Raw genomic sequence first — 17,907 nt, forward strand, 5'->3', positions numbered from 1 at the left:
GCAGCCCTTGTCGATCAACGGTGTATGGCTAGCTATTTGATAGCAAACTTGTTTACTGGATAAAGCCCATGCCCCGCACGTCGCGCACGTCGGGTTTGATTCGGTGCTCAGCTTCAAGCTGGCTTAAAAACTCGTCCGGCGTGAACTCGGCCGCAAGAATATCTGTCTGGCGCTTCACGGCGGCAAAGTCGCCGGGGCACAGCTGGCTCAGGCGAGCCAGCCGCTCACGCAGGGCGGGGGTCAACGCTGCAGCATTGCCGATCAGCGCTTCGGTCACAAACATCTGCTCGCGCTGGACGGCGGTAAGCGGCATGAACTTGATCTTGAAGGTAAAGCGCCGCAACGCCGCCTGATCCAGGCTCTCCAGCAAGTTGGTGGTGCAAACAAAAATTCCACTGAAACGCTCCATGCCCTGCAGCATCTCGTTGACTTCCGTGACCTCATAGGTTCGCTGCGCGCCACGCCGATCCTGCAGGAAGCTGTCGGCTTCGTCGAGCAGGAGTACGGCTTTTTCCGCCTCTGCCTCGGCAAACATGGATGCCATGTTCTGTTCGGTTTCGCCCACGTATTTACTCATCAGGTCACTGGCCTGCTTGATGATCAACGGCCGGTCCAGCGCCTTGGCCAGGTGCTCGGCGAGCGCCGTCTTGCCGGTGCCCGGTGCGCCGTAAAAGCACAAGGTGCCGTGGCCCCTGGCCTTGAGGGCCTCCACGATCCGCGGGATTTCGAACCGGGATTCGACATGCAGCATGGACAGGTCGTAGGTCGTGACATTGCGCCGTCCGCCGGAGGTATCGGTTTTGTTGCCCAGTGCCTGGTCCGCATTTTTGAGCTGCCGCTCAATCAGCGACTCCATCAGCGCCGCGTGGCCGCCAGACAGCACGGCCTCCATGCCCGCGGCATCGGTGCTGGCGCCTGGCGTGCTTGCCAGTTTGGCAAAACGCACCGCCGTCCGGATTTGCGCCGGTGTCAGGCCCTTGCGCGCAGTGAGGCCGGCGACAAAAGTGTCGCTGACGGGCACCCCTTCCAGGGTTTTGCGCACCAGCGTCTCACGCGCGCCGGGCGGCGGCGATTTGAGCTCCAGGTGGTAGGCAAATCGGCGCCGGAAGGCCGGGTCGATCTGTTCAATGCGGTTGGTCACCCACAGTGTCGGCACGGTGTTCGACTCCAGAATCTGGTTGACCCAGGCCTTGCCGTTCACCGAACCTGTGGCCGGAGCCGCCATCTGGTCCGAACGCGCGAGCAACTGCGCAGCTTCGCTGGAGAGCGCCGGAAAGACATCCTCGACCTCGTCAAACAGCAAGGCGGCATGGGCGCTGCCCTTAAGAAACACCTGGGCAATTTGCAAGGAGCGGTAGCGGTCACGCCCGCTTAACGAGTTGCCGTCGCGGTCAGCATATTCGACCTCGAACAAATCCAGGCAAGCGGCCTGCGCCACCACTTTGGCCAGCTCGGTTTTACCGGTACCCGGTGGGCCATAGAGCAGCACATTGACACCCAGCTCCTTGCCTTCCACCGCATTGCGCAGCAGTGACACCAGCACCTGCACATCATCGTGTGCAAAGGCGAAATCCGCCAGGCTCAGGCTGCTGTGGACCACCGGACGGGTGAACACCGCCATCAATTCATTTTGATCGCGGTATTCGCGCATCAGCACGGGCGGCAGTTTTTCACTGACTTTCATCAAGTCCGCCAGATCGGTGATGTTGTGTTCGGAGATCAGGTTTTCGACCATGCCGATGCGCTCCAGACGAGAGCCGGCACGCAGGGCCTCCGCAACCTCGTTGGCCTTGACGCCCGCAACATCGGCAATCGCGGCATAGGCTTCGGGGGCATTGTTGACCTTGAACTCCACCAGCATGGATCTCAGGTCTCTCTGATAGCGAGCAAGCGTTCCATACAGCAACAGGGCGCGCTCGGCCTGATTGAGCTGCAGCAGGTTGGCCAGGGCATCGATGTTTTTCTCCACCAGGGTGGATTGCTTCTTCAAGGCGTGGGCCAGCCAGTCACCGGTAGCCGCCAGCACAGAAAGAAGATCCTTTGGCTGGTCCTTGGCGTATTCGTCAAGGTAGAAGAAGAGGGTGCCTTCTTCATAGGGACCGCGCCATGCACCATGGCGGGCCATGAACCCGGTGTCACTCAGGGCTTCATGGTCTTGCCAGAATTCATTGTCCCGACAGCGGCGACCGAGAAACTCGCGCAAGCGCTGAAGTGCCGGCAGGGGCCAGACCAGGTGGCGACCTGAAAGCGACAACAAGCTGTTGAGGTCGCGCCGCACGTTGAACTTGGCACCCTGCCTGGCCGCCAGGCTCAGTACAAAATGCGAGCACATCAGATCAAGGACCGGCGCCTCTTTCAGGCCGGGAGAAAGCAGCAGCGGACCATGCCTGTCAGCACCACCCGAACGCTTGCTCATTGAAACACCTCCGGCCCGGGAACAGGCCACAGCAGTTACACATGCACTTTGATTGACGTACGCCTTACCATAACGCAGCTTCATGCCCGATGGAAGACGCTAATTGAATACCTCCGTGTGAATTGCGCCACAAAATCGCGCCACAATCGGCACTTCGTCAAAAGGACCCGTATGCTAGCTTTAACCGATATCGAGGCTGCAGCGCTTCGCCTGCAAGGCCAGCTGCTCGATACGCCCTGCGTGGCCTCCAAGACCCTTTCGCAGATTACAGGGGCGGATGTTTTCCTGAAGTTTGAAAACCTGCAGTACACCGCCTCCTTCAAGGAGCGCGGCGCCTGCAACAAGCTCGTCCAGCTTTCCGGTGAAGAAGGCCGGCGCGGCGTGGTCGCAATGAGCGCCGGCAACCATGCCCAGGGCGTGGCCTACCATGCGCAGCGCCTCGGTTTGCGTGCCGTGATCGTGATGCCGCGGTTCACGCCTGGCGTCAAGATTGAACGCACGCGGGGTTTTGGTGCCGAAGTGGTTCTGCACGGCGACACGCTGGACGAGTCCCGCAGCCATGCGTTGAGCCTGGCTGAACGCGAAGGTCTGATCTTCATTCACCCGTATGACGATGAAGCCATCGTGGCCGGTCAGGGCACGGTCGGCCTGGAGATGCTGCGGGCTGTTCCTGACCTGGACACGCTGATCGTCGCCATAGGCGGAGGCGGCCTGATCGCCGGCATGGCCACTGCGGCCAAGGCCATCAAGCCGGGCATCGAAATCATTGGCGTACAGACCTCACGCTTTCCGGCCATGGTCAATGCCATCAAGGGAACGCACTATCCGCAGGGCAGCAGCACGATCGCCGAGGGCATTGCGGTCGGCACGCCCGGCGTGATCCCGCAGGCCATCATTGCACGCCTGGTGGACGATCTGGTGCTGGTCGAGGAAGGCGACATCGAGCAGGCCATGGTGATGCTGCTGGAAATCGAAAAAACACTGGTCGAAGGTGCAGGCGCGGCAGGGTTGGCCGCCCTGCTGAAATACCCCGAACGTTTCAAGGGCAAGAAAGTCGGGCTGGTGCTGTGTGGCGGGAATATTGATCCGCTACTGCTGGCGGCGATCATCGAGCGCGGCATGGTCCGGGCCGGGCGCCTGGCGCGTATTCGCGTAAGCGCACGCGACGTGCCTGGCTCTCTGGCAAAAATTACCGCCACGGTAGCTGATGCCGGCGCCAATATTGACGAGGTGCATCACCAGCGGGCCTTTACGATGCTTGCTGCACAGAACGTGGACATCGAACTGGTCATCCAGACGCGCGGCCGTGAACATATAGCGCAGGTATTGGCGGTGCTGAAGACAGCCGGCTTTGAGGCTATGGAGCAACAATGAACATCGAAACCCTGCAGGCAGCCCTGCCGGAATATTTTGCGCCTTGGGTCCAGGCACTCGGACTGAAAGTCGACGCCTTCGACCAGCACGGCGTCACTTTGCGTCTTCCACAAGATGATCAACTTTCACGGGCAGGCGGCATGGTCTGCGGCCAGGCCATGATGGCCGCCGCTGACACTGCCATGGTGCTGGCGCTGATCAACCACTTCGGCGAATTCAGACCCTGCACCACCGTGCAGATGAACAGCAGTTTTCTCAAGCCGCTGTCAAAGCAGGACGCCTTGATCGAAGCCCGCGTGATACGTGCCGGCAAGTCGCTGGCTTTCGGAGAGATCGACCTTCGGGGCGCGGACGACGGAAAAAGCGTCAGCCGTTTCACGACAACTTACGCGCTGCTTTGATCGCTAACGAAGGTGCTTGCTCATTTTGGCGGCGAACAGCTGTGCGATGCTGACGCTGCGCCGGCCAGGCAGCAATTCGAAGCTTTCGCCGGCGCGCAGGGTTCCAGAGGTCAGCACTGACAGGTAAAACCCGCAGAATCCGCTTTGGGCCATGCGTTTGGAGGCGCGGGCAAAACCCATGGCCGCATTGAACTTGTAGCAGGGCTCGCGCGGAATCCGTACCAGCAACTCACAGTGCGGAAATTTCAGCACATCGCCGGCCCACAGCTCACTTTCCAGCAAACCCTGCACCGTGAGGTTCTCCCCCAGGCTGCCAAACGGCAAGCAGTCGTCGATCGGGTCAAGTCCCTGCTCGCAACGCGCTTTCCGCCAAAAGGGGTAGTGTTCAGCTGGATAGGCATACACCGCCTTTTCCAGTCCTCCATGAATCGAAAGATCGGCCTGCTCGTCCCCGGCCAGACCCAGGGGCAACACTTGCACAGGGCCGTTGACAGGCCGTTTAGGCATGGCTGTCAGGACGCTGCGGCCATCGATGACCACACGCCGGGCACCGGCAACCTGCACGGAAAGCAATTGGCGAGGCAGGGGCAAGCTCAATTCCAGCCAATCACGTCAAAACCCTTGTCACTCAGGCAACGCTGCACAAACCCGCGATAGACGCTGCTGGGTCGGTCGCCGCGGAACGCGCCCTGAACCGCTCCCGCCGAACCGCCCACGGCGGCGCCTCCTGCTCCGGCGCGGATCACCCCCTCGCCGCCACGGCCGGTAATCAACGCCCCTACAGCCGCGGCCACGCCACCGGTGGCCGCGCCCACACCGGCCCCGCGTGCCACAGCGTTGGTATTCTCAGCCGGGTTCAGGCCGGCCGAGGCGGCACGCGCCATGCAGGCATCAACCTCAACGCGGCCCTGCGCCTCGCCCACACGGTTGAGCGTGGCGTTCGGATACAGCACGGGCCGTGCAGACGGGCTGGCCGAGCCGTTGCTGGCACAGCCCGGCAGAACAATCAGGACTAGCGCTACGCCGCAGAGTCCGCAAGTTTTGAACAGAAAACCGAACATGCCTGCCTCCAGGTTGAAAGGAAATTGGCTGGCTACAAGCGAAACTCGGCACCATTTGCGACCCGGTTTGTCTGGTCCATGCCAAGAAGGTAAAATCGCGACAGTCCTTCACCAAGTTTTCAGGAACCACCATGTCAAGCCCCGCCGACCGCTCCACCAACGCCGCCCATAGCAGCCCTACGCCCGCCCACGAGCAGGACGTTGTAGAAGCAATTGTGCCGCTGATGCCGCTGGTGCTGCCTGCCGCGGGCGGCGTATTGATGTTCCTGCTGGCCTTTATCGCCATCTATATGGCTTGAACCGGCAAGGGCCAGTGAGGCCACCCCCGGCGCTTGAGTGGGTTTGCACTGGCCAGCGCAAGGAGCCCCGGTCCTAAACGCCTTTTGGTGGTAAGCGGCTGACCATCAACATCCCGACGATGGCCGCAATCAGGTGCCCTTCAGGGAAAGTCCTGAAATGACCACTGAACAGACTGGTCGCACTCCAGGCCAGCACGCAACCGGCTGCCATTTTTCCGTAAGGGCTGCCGTCTTTCAGGCAATATTTAACCAGCGTGAACAGCAGCAAGAGAAAAGTGGCCAGCCCTACCAGCCCGTTTTCAACGGTGACGAATAAGTACTGGTTGTGAGGGTCTTCGGCAGGGCTGGCTTGCCACCCCGAGTACTTTTCTGCCGCAATGGCGCTGAAACGCTTTTTGAATCCTCCGGTACCTGTGCCAAAAAGGGGGGTTTCCTGGATGATGGTCCATGTGGTTTTGTACAAAACCATCCGTATTCCCAGGGACGATTCTTCAGCACTGGTTGAATAGGTGTTGATTTCGTTGACACCCTTCATCACCCGGTCATGCACAGAAGTCGATGCAAAAAAAGCAAGCGCACCAATAAGCAGCGCGGCTAAAAGTCCGGCGAGAACGCCCTTGAATCCCCGCCACATCGCAAAGCTCCAGACCACCAGCACAAGGCACACAACATAACCACTGCGGCCGGCTGTCAGGGTTGCAATGTTCAGAAAAAACGCAAGGGCCACGATGTAGAAAACCATCTTGCGTGCCCACTCCTGGTACTGGGTTGCAAACCACAGCGACAAAAATCCACCGAGCGCAAAAATCATGCTCTGCGTGACGTTTGATCTGAACACGATGTCGGGATTCAGGGTGAAGCGCCAGTGAAGGAATGGATCGATGACCAGAAATGACATCACCAGGCCAACAATGCTTGTAAGCAGGAAAGCGATCAGAAACCGCCTTTTGGGCGCCTCGTCAGAAAAAATCAGTACCAGTGGAAGAATGTAAAGAATCTTTCGCTCGGCATAAATACTCTTCAGCGCATACCCCATTGGCGCGTCGGTATAGGCCAAGCCAATGATCTGCCATCCAACATAGAGGCCTATCGCAATTGCAACGGCTACCGGAAAGTTTTCCGTGGCGAGATGGCGCCGTTCCTTTGACGCGCAGGCACACAGGAAAAGTGCCAGAAAAGCTGCGAATCCAAGACTCGCCAGCGCCGTCGAGAAGAAATTCGCGCAGCACGCAAATATCGCCGCGTTCTGTGCCCACGTTATCAACCGGGGAGACGAGTCGTGGAGCGAAGGGGAAGCAGCGTTCATCGGTATTTGTCTTTTGAAGATCCGGCGCCAGGCTTACTCATGCCGGCGCCGGCGCCAGAATTTCTTCCAACGAAATTGGAGTGCCTGAAACCACAGGGGGTGCGACTGATCCAGCGTCGACGAGAACATCCCGTTGTGGCTGCCCTGCTCCACCACCGGCGGCTCCAGCCAGAACATGGGCGTGCCCAATACCCGGTCGATGTGCTCGAAGGTATGGTCTATCGGCCGGGTGATGCCATTGCTTTCGATCCAGTCCAGCCGTCTTTTGGCCGTTTCCAGGGAAAGGATGTACGAGTCAGCAAACTTGCCCTGGTTACGGGGATAGAGCCATTGGCCAGGGCGTATCTGGTCATGCGGAATGTAATAGTGGCCACCGCAGCCCAGGAAGGTGACATGGGGATCACCCAGAGCAAGCTCTTCCTTCATCAGCCCTTCAAGTGCGGGCCAAAACGCGGCCGAAAGAATGACATCATCTTCGAGAACCAGTGCTCTGGGAATCTGCCGCTTCACCATAAGCCTGTGCGCCTGCCAGTGTTTCAGGGCGCATGACTGCTGCGCCGGTGACAGGCTGTCATCCCTGAAAACCTGCCGCCTGAGGTCCTCGGGAATGTCGGGAATATCAAAATCAAGGACAAATTCGAAAGGCAGACCCAACGTTTTCATCTGCGTTTCAATGAACTGCCGCCTTTGTACGAAGCTCGTGGCGTGGATCACAAAGATGGCATCCAGGCCGGCAGGCAATGCACGCTGTACGGTCGGGGACGGGTCAAGGGGCATAAGCACGCTTCCGTAGGGAACATTCGGTTGCCACCCGGCAACAGCGTTGGATTCTAGTTGAGCCGTCCGGCCCGGCGCCGGTTCTCCACACCCCCACGGCGAGGCCGACCCCCGCTATTGCCTGCATGCAGAGCAAGGCTGCTGGAACCTCTACCATCTTTATGCATAAAGTCATGCGAATTTTGCATGAACTTTGCCCGTAACCACAAGGTAACCCGCATCGATGTTCTTAAAATGACCTTCTGGCCGACCCGTGGACCCACCTGAAAAGCACCTACAAACCGCTTTTTGGATCCTCCGCCGCAGCACATCCGGCTGCGGTCCCGCGCGACGACCGGGATCGGTTCAATGGCGGGTATGACTTCCTTTCGGGCCATGCAAGGCCTGGCAGAAAAAACCTTCAAGCCCTGTTTCGACAAACGTCTCGATGTCACAGACCTCCGTCTCTCGCCGACGTTTTTCGAAATAGCGCTTTTTAACTTTGGAGTATTTTGATGAACCATCCCGCGATGCAAGGGCTTAACCTCGCCACGCCCGGCTATGTAAAAAACGCCAAGCTGATTGCATGGGTTGCCGATATGGCGGCGCTGTGCAAACCCGACACCGTGTATTGGTGTGATGGCAGCGACGCCGAATACCAGCGTCTTTGCCAGCAACTGGTTGAAGCCGGCACCTTCAAGAAGCTCAACGAAGCCAAGCGCCCAAACAGCTTCCTGGCCTGCTCCGACCCAACCGATGTGGCCCGCGTGGAAGACCGCACCTTCATCTGTTCAGCCAAAAAGGAAAATGCCGGCCCAACAAATAACTGGATGGCACCGGCCGAGATGCGTTCCACGCTGCAACCCCTGTTTGACGGTTGCATGAAGGGCCGCACCATGTATGTGGTGCCCTTCAGCATGGGCCCGCTCGGCTCACCGATTGCGCATATCGGCATCGAGCTGTCCGACAGCCCCTATGTGGCGGTCAACATGAAGATCATGACGCGCATGGGCAAGGCTGTGTTCGACGTGCTCGGCGTCAATGGCGACTTCGTGCCCTGTGTGCATACTGTGGGCGCGCCGCTGGCCGAAGGCCAGAAGGACGTGAAATGGCCCTGCAACAAGACCAAATACATCGTGCACTATCCCGAAACGCGCGAGATCTGGTCCTACGGTTCGGGCTACGGCGGCAATGCGTTGCTGGGCAAGAAGTGTTTTGCACTGCGCATCGCCTCCAACATGGGCCGCGACGAAGGCTGGCTGGCCGAACACATGCTAATCCTCGGCGTGACCACGCCCCAGGGCAAGAAATACCACGTGGCAGCGGCCTTCCCTTCGGCCTGCGGCAAGACCAATTTCTCGATGCTGGTGCCGCCCGCCGGATTTGACGGCTGGAAGGTCACCACCATCGGTGACGATATCGCCTGGATCAAGCCCGCGGCCGACGGCAGGCTTTACGCCATCAATCCCGAGGCGGGTTACTTTGGCGTGGCCCCCGGCACCAACATGCTGACCAACCCGAACTGCATGCGCAGTCTGGACCGTGACACCATTTTCACCAATGTTGCGCTGACCGACGACGGCGACGTATGGTGGGAAGGCATGGAGCAGGACGTGCCCGGCAAAACGCTGCCGTCCCACCTGATCGACTGGCAGGGAAAGGACTGGACGCCGCAGATCGCCAAGGAGACCGGCGCCAAGGCCGCGCATCCGAACTCACGTTTTACCGTTGCGGCCACCAACAACCCGGCTCTCGACACCGCCTGGGATGACCCCAAGGGCGTGGCCATCGACGCCTTCATTTTCGGTGGACGCCGCTCGACCACCGTACCACTGGTGGCAGAGGCGCGCAACTGGGTGGAAGGCGTTTATATGGCAGCAACCATGGGCTCCGAAACCACGGCTGCCATCGTCGGCCAGGTCGGCGTTGTGCGGCGCGACCCGTTCGCGATGCTGCCCTTCACCGGCTACAACATGAGCGACTACTTCCAGCATTGGCTGAGTCTCGGCAAGAAGCTCGAAGCCGCCGGCGCCAAGCTGCCAAGAATCTACACCACCAACTGGTTCCGCAAGGGCGAGGACGGCAAGTTTGTCTGGCCCGGTTACGGCGAAAACATGCGTGTGCTCAAGTGGATGATCGACCGCGTCGAAGGCAAAGGCCAGGGTACCGAGCACATCACCGGGGTCAGCCCGCGTTACGAAGACATGAACTGGACCGGCCTTGACTTCAGCGCCGAGCAGTTCAAGACCGTCACCAGCATCGACAAGGCCGCCTGGCTGAAGGAGCTGGAACTGCACGCCGAACTGTTCAAGCAACTCGAACATCACCTGCCGAAAGAGCTGGGGGAGACCAAAGCCGCCATCGAGCGCCGCCTGGCTGCCTGACCGGCACACCACGCGCAAAGGCATTTCGCACAACCTGCGGCGTGCCCCTGCTCTGGAGGGTGTTGACTTCTCCAGGGCAAAAAAAAGCCACCTGACCAGGTGGCTTTTTTGCGGGCCGCTGTAAAGAGCGGCGCAGCGCACGGGAGCTTATACGTAGTAGCGATGGTAAGCGCGCAGTTCATCACCACCCAGGCGCTTGGCGCGCTGTGTCAGGCCGGCGGGGGTCGATTCAACGGCAGCCGGCGCCGCCTCGGCCATGGCTTCATGGCGTGCGATGGCGATCTGCAGGTCCGCCATAACCCGGGGGTCGGCCTTGGCTGCTTCCCACAAACGAACGTCCGCACGCGCCTGGGCAATGGCGCTGGACCATGCATCCAGTGCAGCAACTGCACGTGCCGCCAGCAAGCGGATGGATCCGGCGAACAAGGCCAGCGCCGCAAAACCGACTACCCACGCGGCAACCCATGCGGCCAGCAGGTGGCCATCGGCCCAGTTTTCGACCAATTGGTCGGCCACCACCACCAAGGCGGCGACAAGTGCAACAAGCAGCATGACTGCCAGACCCTTGGCGCCATCGAAACCGAGGCGCAGTTGACGTGCCGCACCCAAGGCCGACTCAAAACGAGTCACACCGGGATGTTCGGCTGGATGATTGACGTTGACGAAGCTGGTCATGATGGTTCCCCTAATGAGTGCCACCACCGGTATTGGATTGGGCACAGAGGAATATTAGGGTTAATACTCATGTTGTTCAACTTTATCTTTATGATGTTAGTTATTCATGATCGTGATAACTTAAGCTTCTGCAAGGAGATCGCCCTCTGAATTCGCCCAATTTCCGCACTCTTGACCTGAACCTGCTTCGCGTTTTTGACGAAGTCATGGCCGAGCGCAGTCTCACGCGGGCAGCGCGCAACCTGTCCCTCACCCAGCCGGCCGTCAGCAACGCTCTGCGCCGCCTGCGCGAGACCCTGGGCGACGAGCTGGTCCAACGCAGTGGCCAGGGCATGGCGCCCACCCCGCGGGCGATTGCCATCTGGCCGGCAGTGCGAGAGGCTTTGCAGCAGCTGCATGAGTCGCTTGTCCCGAACGAGTTCGTGCCCGCCACGGCCAACACCACCTTTGTGCTGGCCATGGCCGACGCCACCGCCGCCGAGCTGATACCGGGACTGGTCGACATCCTGGAGCAGGAAGCGCCGGGCGTGACCCTTCGGGTTGTGCCGCTGACGACGCGCGATCCGCGGCGCCTGCTTGACGAGGAAAGCTGCGACCTCGCCCTGGGCTACTTCCCCTCGGTGCTGGCTGACCTGACGGCCCGCGCACAAAGCGGCGAGCCCTTGCCCTTCAATCACCTGCGTCTGTATGACGGGGAATATGTGTGTGTCATGCGGGCCGGGCATCCGCTGGCCAACGGCCCCTTCACGCTGAACCGGTTTTGCGCGGCACGCCACATGCTGGTGAGTTTTTCCGGGCGCCCTTACGGCTTTATCGACGAATCGCTGGCATCGTTGGGCCGCGAACGCAAGGTGGTGCTTACGGTGAACCAGTTTTTCACCGCCGGGCGGGTAGTGGCGAACTCCAACCTGCTGACCGTACTGCCGCGGCACTTTGTGCGGGTCACCGGCATTGCCGAACAGCTGGTGCTGCGGCCTTTGCCGTTCGACGTTTCCCTTGTGCACGTGGATGCCGTGTGGCACCGCCGCTCACAGCAGCAAAGCGCACATGCCTGGTTGCGTCAGGCGGTCGTTCGCGCATCTAACCAGGCATTTTCGGTCTGAGCCGCGGACGTTTTCAATGGCGGGTTATGGCGCTAAGCCGGATCACCACACCGTGGGTCTTCAGCGAACAACGCTGAGGTAGGCGCGCGCGGCGCGGCGCAGTTCCTGGGCGCGGAGCGGATTGCGCCCAGCACCGGCTTCGGCACGTTCCATCAGGTTGTGCGCCACGCCATGAACGGGCGCCAAGGCGGAGGTGAAAGGCAGGAAGCGGAAAATCTGGGAGAGCAGCGTGCACATAAAAGAGTCGCCTGACAACAGACGAAGAGTTGCGATACGGTTAGATTAAGGGTTTTCCCTAGGTTTGCAACCCCAAAAGACCGCAAAGCCATGCGAGATATGCATGGTTTGCTGCTTTCATGCAGTCCAGGGGTACCCGGCACGGGTTCCTGCACAATCAATACGTGAACATCCAGCTCCTGTCCGACCTGCATCTTGAGTCCAATCCGCACTTCCTGCCCCGCCCCACGCCCGGCGCCGACCTGCTGATCCTGGCAGGTGACATTGGCTCCTACCAGCCAGGCTCCTTGCTGACCGAGCTGCTGCAAGACGAGGCCTTCGGGCTCGCACGCTTTTCGCCGCTACCGGTGACACAAGGCGGTGCCGGTTGGCCAACACCGGTGTTTTTCCTGCCCGGCAATCATGAATACGACGGCCTGGAATTTGACACGGCGCACGCGCGCCTGCGAGAGACCTGCGAGCGGCTGGGCCTGGTCTGGCTGGAGCGTGAGGTGGTGGAGCTGCAAGGCATTCGTTTTGTCGGCAGCACGCTGTGGACCGACTTCGACGCGCTGAGCGCTGCCGAGGCGTCAAGTGGCAACCTGACCACCGGCGAGCTGCTCAAGGCCCGTGAAAAAGCCTTTCGGGCAGCCAATTTTTACCTCAGCAAACACCACACTTTTCAGAACGGCCAGCCCATGCTGGCCGACGCTGTGCGCGAGCTGGGCCTGCAGAGCCAGGCGTGGCTGCGGCAGGCACTGGCCGCCCCATTTGATGGTCCGACGGTGGTCGTCACCCACTTTGCCCCCAGCCTGCTGAGTGGCGATCCGCGTTATGGCCTGGCACCCGGCACCGCCGGCTTCTGCAATTCACTGGATGATTTGCTGGGCCAGGCGCAACTGTGGTTGCACGGGCACCTGCACTGCCCCAGCGACTACGTGAAAAACGGCTGCCGCGTGGTGGCCAACCCGCTGGGTTATGCACGCAAGAGCGAGCAGGATCGCTTCAAGCCTGATTTACTAATAGAAATTCGGGGTTAGCCCTTATTTCATGGGCATGAATAGCTATTGAATTTATAGCAAACGCTTCGCAACATCAAGGCGAAGGGATGCCGAGCATGAAGAAAAAGCTGGCCCCCTGATTGCGGGCCGACTCCGCCCAGATCTGTCCGCCATGGCGCGCAATGATGCGCTGGATGTTGGCCAACCCCGCACCTGCGCCGGAAAAATCCTGCGGGGCATGCAGGCGCTGGAAGCTGCGAAACAACTTGTCGGCATGCGCCATGTCGAAGCCTTCGCCGTTGTCCCGGACCACATGGACCACTTCGGCATCTGCGGACGCAATTTGCCGGCCCATGGTCAGGCCGCGCAGCAAGCCCCATGAGCCGAGGCTGCACCAGGCAGGCTGGGGCATGTTCACGGACAGGAAGAGCGGTTTCATCAAATGGATTTTTCCCCGGCGGATGCGAACACCATCAGCCAGGCAAGTGGGCAGAAAAAAGGTTACGCGATGTAGCGCGAAGCCCCTCAAAGCAGCTGTGCCTTGAACGAGATTTTGGCTCCCGCCCTGGCGGCGGGTGCGTTTGACGTCTTGGAAACCCTCCCGCCGTTTTAGCCAGCGCTGTATGAATTTGCAACTACAAAATCACATTCAAACCCTACAGTCATAACAATTTGTTCCCAAATACTCCTGCACTGCTTTGTGGACGCATGTATCTTGCTTTATCGGCTTCTATTTCTTCTTGGGAGCGTGCCATGAAAACCCCTTGGGCCAGCACCCTGGCCTGGTTGCTTGCAGCGTTCACGGCGCTGGCGCTGGCCATGGTTGCGCCAAATGAAAAAAGCGTGATGGGTCAATTCCCCACACTCACAGCACAAACCCTGGCCCAGGAAACCCTGCATGTTCCAGGCGGATTCCCTGCTGAACGCACCTTGGCCCTGATCGCTTTTCGCAGCACCCAGCGTGGCCACATCGACGGTTGGGTCACGGGCCTGAACCTTCAGGGCGACTCTTCCATTGCCTGGGTCCGCATGCCGGTGCTGAACGACCCAGGGAACACCGCCGCGCGCAGCGCCATCGAAACCAAACTCCTGCACAAATACCCTGCCGCCTCAGAACGCGCGCGGCTGGTTCCGGTGTTCACGGACCGCGAACGTTTTATTCGCGCCGCAGGTTTGAACGGGCCCGATCAGGTCTATGCGGTGGTCATCAACCGCGACGGCGAGGTGCTGGCCCGGGCCGAAGGCGCGTTTGACGCGGACAAGGCAAGCAAGCTGCGCGAAACCTTGCTGCAGCAAAGCTTCTAGGCCTTTTCTTCGGCGCCCTCGGAAGAAGGTGCTGATCCGAGCGTGAAGTAAAACGTGGCGCCATGCCCCGGCGCGGACAGGGCCCACACCCTTCCGCCATGCCGGGTGACGATCCTGTGCACCGTTGCCAGGCCTATGCCGGTGCCGGCAAATTCAGAGACGGTATGCAGGCGCTCAAAAGCGCCAAACAGCTTCTCGGAATAGGCCATGTCAAAGCCTGCGCCGTTGTCCTGCACCGCGTACACCACCTCACCCTCCGGGCCGACATCACGACGAAACGAGATCAGGCCCTGGGGCTTCTGGCTGCTGAACTTCCAGGCATTGCCCAGCAAATTGTCCAGCACCTGCTGGAGCAGGCGGGCATCGCCATGCGCCACCAGATCCGGTTCAATATCAAGCAGCACCACGCGGTCAGGTTCAGCCTCGCGGTAACCATCCAGGATCCGCTGTGCCATGGCGCTCAAGTCAACCGTGTCCCACTGTAAGCTGGCGCGGGAAACCTGGGCCAGCGACAACAGCGCGTCGATGAGTTCACCCATTTGCATCACACCGGCGCGAATACGGGTCAGGTAATGTTTGCCCCGTTCGCCCGGCGCGGCAATCTCCAGTTCCCTGGCCAGCAGGTTGCTGAACCCGTCGATGGCGCTCAGCGGCGTGCGCAGGTCATGCGACACTGAATAGGAGAAAGCTTCCAGCTGCTTGTTGGCAAACTCCAGTTGCTCCGTGCGCTGTTGAACCCTTTCCTCCAGACTGGCATTGAGTTGCATGATTTGCTCGCGTGCGCGTTTTCGCTCACGAATATCGGTATTGATGCCCAGCACGCCATTCACCCGCCCTTTTTCATCGCGCACCACGGTCCAGCGGGCCTCGACGCTGATTGCAGAGCCATCCCGCGCCACCTGCTCCAGCTCGCCGTTCCAGTCCCCGTCTTTGTCCAGCGTCTGGTTCATGGCGTCAATGAGTACCTGCGGATTGCGGTACATGCGCGTGGCCATGGTTTTGCCGAGAACCTCGCCGGCTGTCCATCCATAAAGGCGTTCGGCCCCCTTGTTCCAGAAACGCAGGGTCCGGTCCAGGTTGCGCACCATGATGGCATCCTGCGCACGGTCCAGCAGCGAGGCCTGCTCTCGCACCTGGACGGCCGCCTGACGCGCCGACGCCTGGCTGCGCAGGCTGCCAATGCCAAATGCCAGGTTGTCGGCCATGTCCTGCAGCAGCTTGATTTCGTCACTCGCGAGTTTTTCCAGCGAGCCCGAGTAAAGCCCCAACACGCCGAAGGTGCGGGCGGCATCACGCAGGGGAAGGAACACGGCACTGCGGTAACCCCGCTGTGTGGCTAACTCGCTCCAGTAAAACTGATTGGCCCCGTGGGTGATGTCTTCGCTGACGCAGGCCTGCCCGCTGCGTATGGTCTGCCCGGCCGGCCCGCGGCCGGTGGGCTGTCCGTCATCCCAGGTCAACTTGATGGTAGACAGGTACCCGGCTTCGTGGCCGGCATGCGCCATCGGTAAAAGGGTGAATGCTTCGTCTTCCAGTGCATAACCGACCCAGGCCATGCGGTAGCCACCCACATCCACGGCCAAGCGGCAAACCTGCAAAAGCAACTCGGCTTCGTCATCGACACGGGTCAATGCCTCGTTGCAGCGGCTGAGCATTTGCAAGGCGCGGTTGGTCCGCGCAAGTTCACGGTCAGCACGCTTGCGCTCGGTGATATCGCGTACCGTACCGACAATGCGTTCCACCACCCCGACCGCATTGATAACCGGATAGGAGTGATCACGCACCCAGCGGACCTCGCCGCCGGGCCGGATGATCCTGTATTCCAGATCGGTGACTCCTCCCTGGGCCTGCTGATACTTGGTTTGCGCTTCGGCCGCCTGGTCATCAGGATGGATGGCTTCGCGATAGGACTCGGGCTCGGCATAAAGGCTGCCGACACTGCGCTGCCACAGCTTCTCATAGGCCGGGCTGAGGTAAAAAAAACGCCCGCTTGCAAAGTCGCGGTTGTAGAAAACATCCTCCACGTTTTCGGCAAGCTCCCGAAAACGTGCCTCGCTACCCAGCAGTGCCTGTTCGGCGTGCGCGCGCTCAATGGCAATGCGGGCCAGACGGGCTGCAGTTTCCATGAGAGCGTGATCCTGCGCCTGCGGCTGGTAAACCTTTCTGTGGTAAATGGCAAAGGTGGCCAGTACCTCACCCGAAGTCGAAACGACCGGCGTGGACCAGCAGGCGCGCAAGCCAAATTCGTGCAGCAGGTCAAGATAGTTGTGCATCAGCGGATCACTGGTCACGTCAGACACAACCACCTGCTGCCTGCGGAAAGCGGCGGTCCCGCAAGCGCCTACGCCTTCGGCAATCTCGAGTCCGTCGATCTGCCGGTTGTAGTCGTCGGGAAGACCGGGCGCCGCGCCATGGCGCAGGTGATTGCCTTCGCACAGGAGAATCGAACAAACACCCTCCGAGCGACTCTCGATCAAGCGCACGATGGCTTCGAGCGCTTGCGCCAGAGGTACGCCGTAGGCAATCAGCTCAAGCACCTGCTCCTGGGCCTGCACGAAGTCTTCCATGAACTTGCGCTCGGTGATGTCGCTGAATACCACCATTCCGCCCACCAGATGACCCGCCTCGTCAAGCAAGGGACGGAGATTGTTGCGCAGCACCCGGTCCCGGGTGCCAGGCCGCCGCAAAAGCACATCCCAGTTGTCAACGCTCTCGCCGCGAATGGCGCGACTCAAGGGCCTGTTCTGCGGCGCGCACACGGTCTTGCCGTCAAGCAACACCACCTCATGGTCCCGGCGCCACTCCGCCAACGTCATTCCATTGCGGTCCACGGGGAAAATCTTTTTGGCGGCAGCATTGAACAGCAGGAAGCGGCCCTGAACATCAATGGCCAGCACCCCTTCGCTCATGCTGTTGATGATCAGGTCCAGCAGGCCGTGCTCCTTGCCGATGCGCGCCAGCGAGTCATCCAGCTCGTCGCGGCGCAATTGCAGGGACTCGGCCATGCGATTGAAGGTTCGGGCGAGATGCCCGAGCTCACCCTGGTAAAGAGGACCTATCTCCACCCGCGCCGAGAGATTGCCGCTCGCCAGCTCATCGGCTTCACGCAGCATGGCTTTGGCAGGGTTGACGATCAACCGCCTGCCCATGACCCATGCACACGCCATGCCGAACAATGCCACGGCCATCAACACGGCCAGCTCAAGCGCCAACACCCTCGCCGGGCCGGCCGAGATCAACGCGCGCGGCCGGCTGACGATGACAAACAGCGCGTCTTGCGCGGCGCCCCCAACCGGCGCAAAGGCATACACGCGTTGCTGCCCGCCCGCGTCAACGGCTTCCTCAATACCCATGCGCGGGGCCTGCAGCAAGGCCCGGACAGCGGCGTCGGGGGTTGGCTCACCCACAACCCCCGCGTCCTGGGGATACGCCGCCAGAAGAGTGCCCTTGCGATCGGTCAGCAGCACACTGGTGCCTTCGGTGACGGCAACCCGTTCCAGGCCTGGAACGAAAGCCTGCAGGTCCAGAGCAGCAAAAACCACCGCTATGGGGAGGCTGGCAGCATCGTAGACCGGCGCGGCAAAGCCCACCCCGGCTTTCCCGCTGCTTC

16 protein-coding genes are annotated in these 17,907 nt (G+C 60.5%); 7 read left to right on the plus strand and 9 right to left on the minus strand.

Going from position 1 to position 17,907, the window contains the following annotated elements; genetic code table 11:
- Positions 1–52 precede the first annotated feature (52 nt).
- Complete coding sequence (locus B0B52_RS03060) at positions 53–2,416, minus strand: ATP-binding protein (RefSeq protein WP_077592129.1); 2,364 nt, start codon at positions 2,414–2,416, stop codon at positions 53–55.
- 171 nt (positions 2,417–2,587) lie between these two features.
- Between B0B52_RS03060 and B0B52_RS03065 the strand changes: the two genes are divergently transcribed.
- Together B0B52_RS03065 and B0B52_RS03070 are read left to right on the plus strand one after the other, a co-directional pair.
- Positions 2,588–3,790 carry a threonine ammonia-lyase gene (locus tag B0B52_RS03065; RefSeq protein ID WP_077592130.1) on the plus strand — a complete coding sequence of 401 codons (1,203 nt, stop codon included), beginning with the start codon at positions 2,588–2,590 and terminating at the stop codon, positions 3,788–3,790.
- Positions 3,787–4,191: a PaaI family thioesterase gene (locus B0B52_RS03070; protein ID WP_077592131.1), complete on the plus strand. Its 405-nt coding sequence runs from the start codon at positions 3,787–3,789 to the stop codon at positions 4,189–4,191. The genes B0B52_RS03065 and B0B52_RS03070 overlap by 4 nt, the downstream gene beginning before the upstream one ends.
- 3 nt (positions 4,192–4,194) lie before the next feature.
- Here B0B52_RS03070 and B0B52_RS03075 read toward each other — a convergent pair whose 3' ends face one another.
- Positions 4,195–4,782, minus strand: a complete 588-nt coding sequence (locus B0B52_RS03075) for an MOSC domain-containing protein (RefSeq protein WP_371327359.1) — start codon at positions 4,780–4,782, stop codon at positions 4,195–4,197.
- Positions 4,783–4,784: 2 nt separating this feature from the next.
- Complete coding sequence (locus B0B52_RS03080) at positions 4,785–5,252, minus strand: glycine zipper family protein (protein ID WP_077592132.1); 468 nt, start codon at positions 5,250–5,252, stop codon at positions 4,785–4,787.
- 131 nt (positions 5,253–5,383) lie between these two features.
- On the opposite strand from B0B52_RS03080, the gene B0B52_RS22405 reads away from it, so the two are divergent.
- Positions 5,384–5,551 (plus strand): hypothetical protein, encoded by a 168-nt coding sequence (locus B0B52_RS22405; RefSeq protein ID WP_168173464.1) that lies wholly within the window; start codon positions 5,384–5,386, stop codon positions 5,549–5,551.
- 73 nt (positions 5,552–5,624) lie between these two features.
- Here the strand turns inward: B0B52_RS22405 and B0B52_RS03085 are convergent, their stop codons facing one another.
- Positions 5,625–6,857 carry an O-antigen ligase gene (locus B0B52_RS03085; protein ID WP_077592133.1) on the minus strand — a complete coding sequence of 411 codons (1,233 nt, stop codon included), beginning with the start codon at positions 6,855–6,857 and terminating at the stop codon, positions 5,625–5,627.
- Between the two features lie 33 nt (positions 6,858–6,890).
- Positions 6,891–7,634 carry a glycosyltransferase family 25 protein gene (locus B0B52_RS03090; RefSeq protein WP_077592134.1) on the minus strand — a complete coding sequence of 248 codons (744 nt, stop codon included), beginning with the start codon at positions 7,632–7,634 and terminating at the stop codon, positions 6,891–6,893.
- Between the two features lie 494 nt (positions 7,635–8,128).
- Here B0B52_RS03090 and B0B52_RS03095 point away from each other — a divergent pair, with 494 nt between their 5' ends.
- Complete coding sequence (locus B0B52_RS03095; protein WP_077592135.1) at positions 8,129–9,997, plus strand: phosphoenolpyruvate carboxykinase (GTP); 1,869 nt, start codon at positions 8,129–8,131, stop codon at positions 9,995–9,997.
- 147 nt (positions 9,998–10,144) lie between these two features.
- Here the strand turns inward: B0B52_RS03095 and B0B52_RS03100 are convergent, their stop codons facing one another.
- Positions 10,145–10,672, minus strand: coding sequence for a hypothetical protein (locus tag B0B52_RS03100; RefSeq protein ID WP_077592136.1), 528 nt, complete (start codon positions 10,670–10,672; stop codon positions 10,145–10,147).
- Between the two features lie 146 nt (positions 10,673–10,818).
- On the opposite strand from B0B52_RS03100, the gene B0B52_RS03105 reads away from it, so the two are divergent.
- Entirely contained in the window at positions 10,819–11,775 is a 957-nt protein-coding gene (locus tag B0B52_RS03105; protein WP_077592137.1) for a LysR family transcriptional regulator, read from the plus strand.
- A 60-nt stretch (positions 11,776–11,835) separates the two neighbouring features.
- Here B0B52_RS03105 and B0B52_RS22410 read toward each other — a convergent pair whose 3' ends face one another.
- A complete protein-coding gene (locus B0B52_RS22410) occupies positions 11,836–12,012 on the minus strand; it encodes a hypothetical protein (RefSeq protein WP_168173465.1) in 177 nt (58 codons plus the stop codon).
- Between the two features lie 164 nt (positions 12,013–12,176).
- On the opposite strand from B0B52_RS22410, the gene B0B52_RS03110 reads away from it, so the two are divergent.
- Complete coding sequence (locus B0B52_RS03110) at positions 12,177–13,031, plus strand: metallophosphoesterase (RefSeq protein WP_077592160.1); 855 nt, start codon at positions 12,177–12,179, stop codon at positions 13,029–13,031.
- 55 nt (positions 13,032–13,086) lie between these two features.
- Here the strand turns inward: B0B52_RS03110 and B0B52_RS03115 are convergent, their stop codons facing one another.
- Positions 13,087–13,431, minus strand: coding sequence for an ATP-binding protein (locus B0B52_RS03115; protein ID WP_077592138.1), 345 nt, complete (start codon positions 13,429–13,431; stop codon positions 13,087–13,089).
- Between the two features lie 314 nt (positions 13,432–13,745).
- On the opposite strand from B0B52_RS03115, the gene B0B52_RS03120 reads away from it, so the two are divergent.
- Positions 13,746–14,297 (plus strand): hypothetical protein, encoded by a 552-nt coding sequence (locus tag B0B52_RS03120; protein WP_077592139.1) that lies wholly within the window; start codon positions 13,746–13,748, stop codon positions 14,295–14,297.
- Here B0B52_RS03120 and B0B52_RS03125 read toward each other — a convergent pair.
- Positions 14,294–17,907: PAS domain S-box protein (locus tag B0B52_RS03125; protein WP_077592161.1), on the minus strand; the 3,614-nt coding region annotated here is incomplete at its 5' end. The genes B0B52_RS03120 and B0B52_RS03125 overlap by 4 nt on opposite strands.

The sequence above is a fragment of the Polaromonas sp. A23 genome (assembly GCF_002001015.1).
GTDB lineage: Bacteria > Pseudomonadota > Gammaproteobacteria > Burkholderiales > Burkholderiaceae_C > Polaromonas.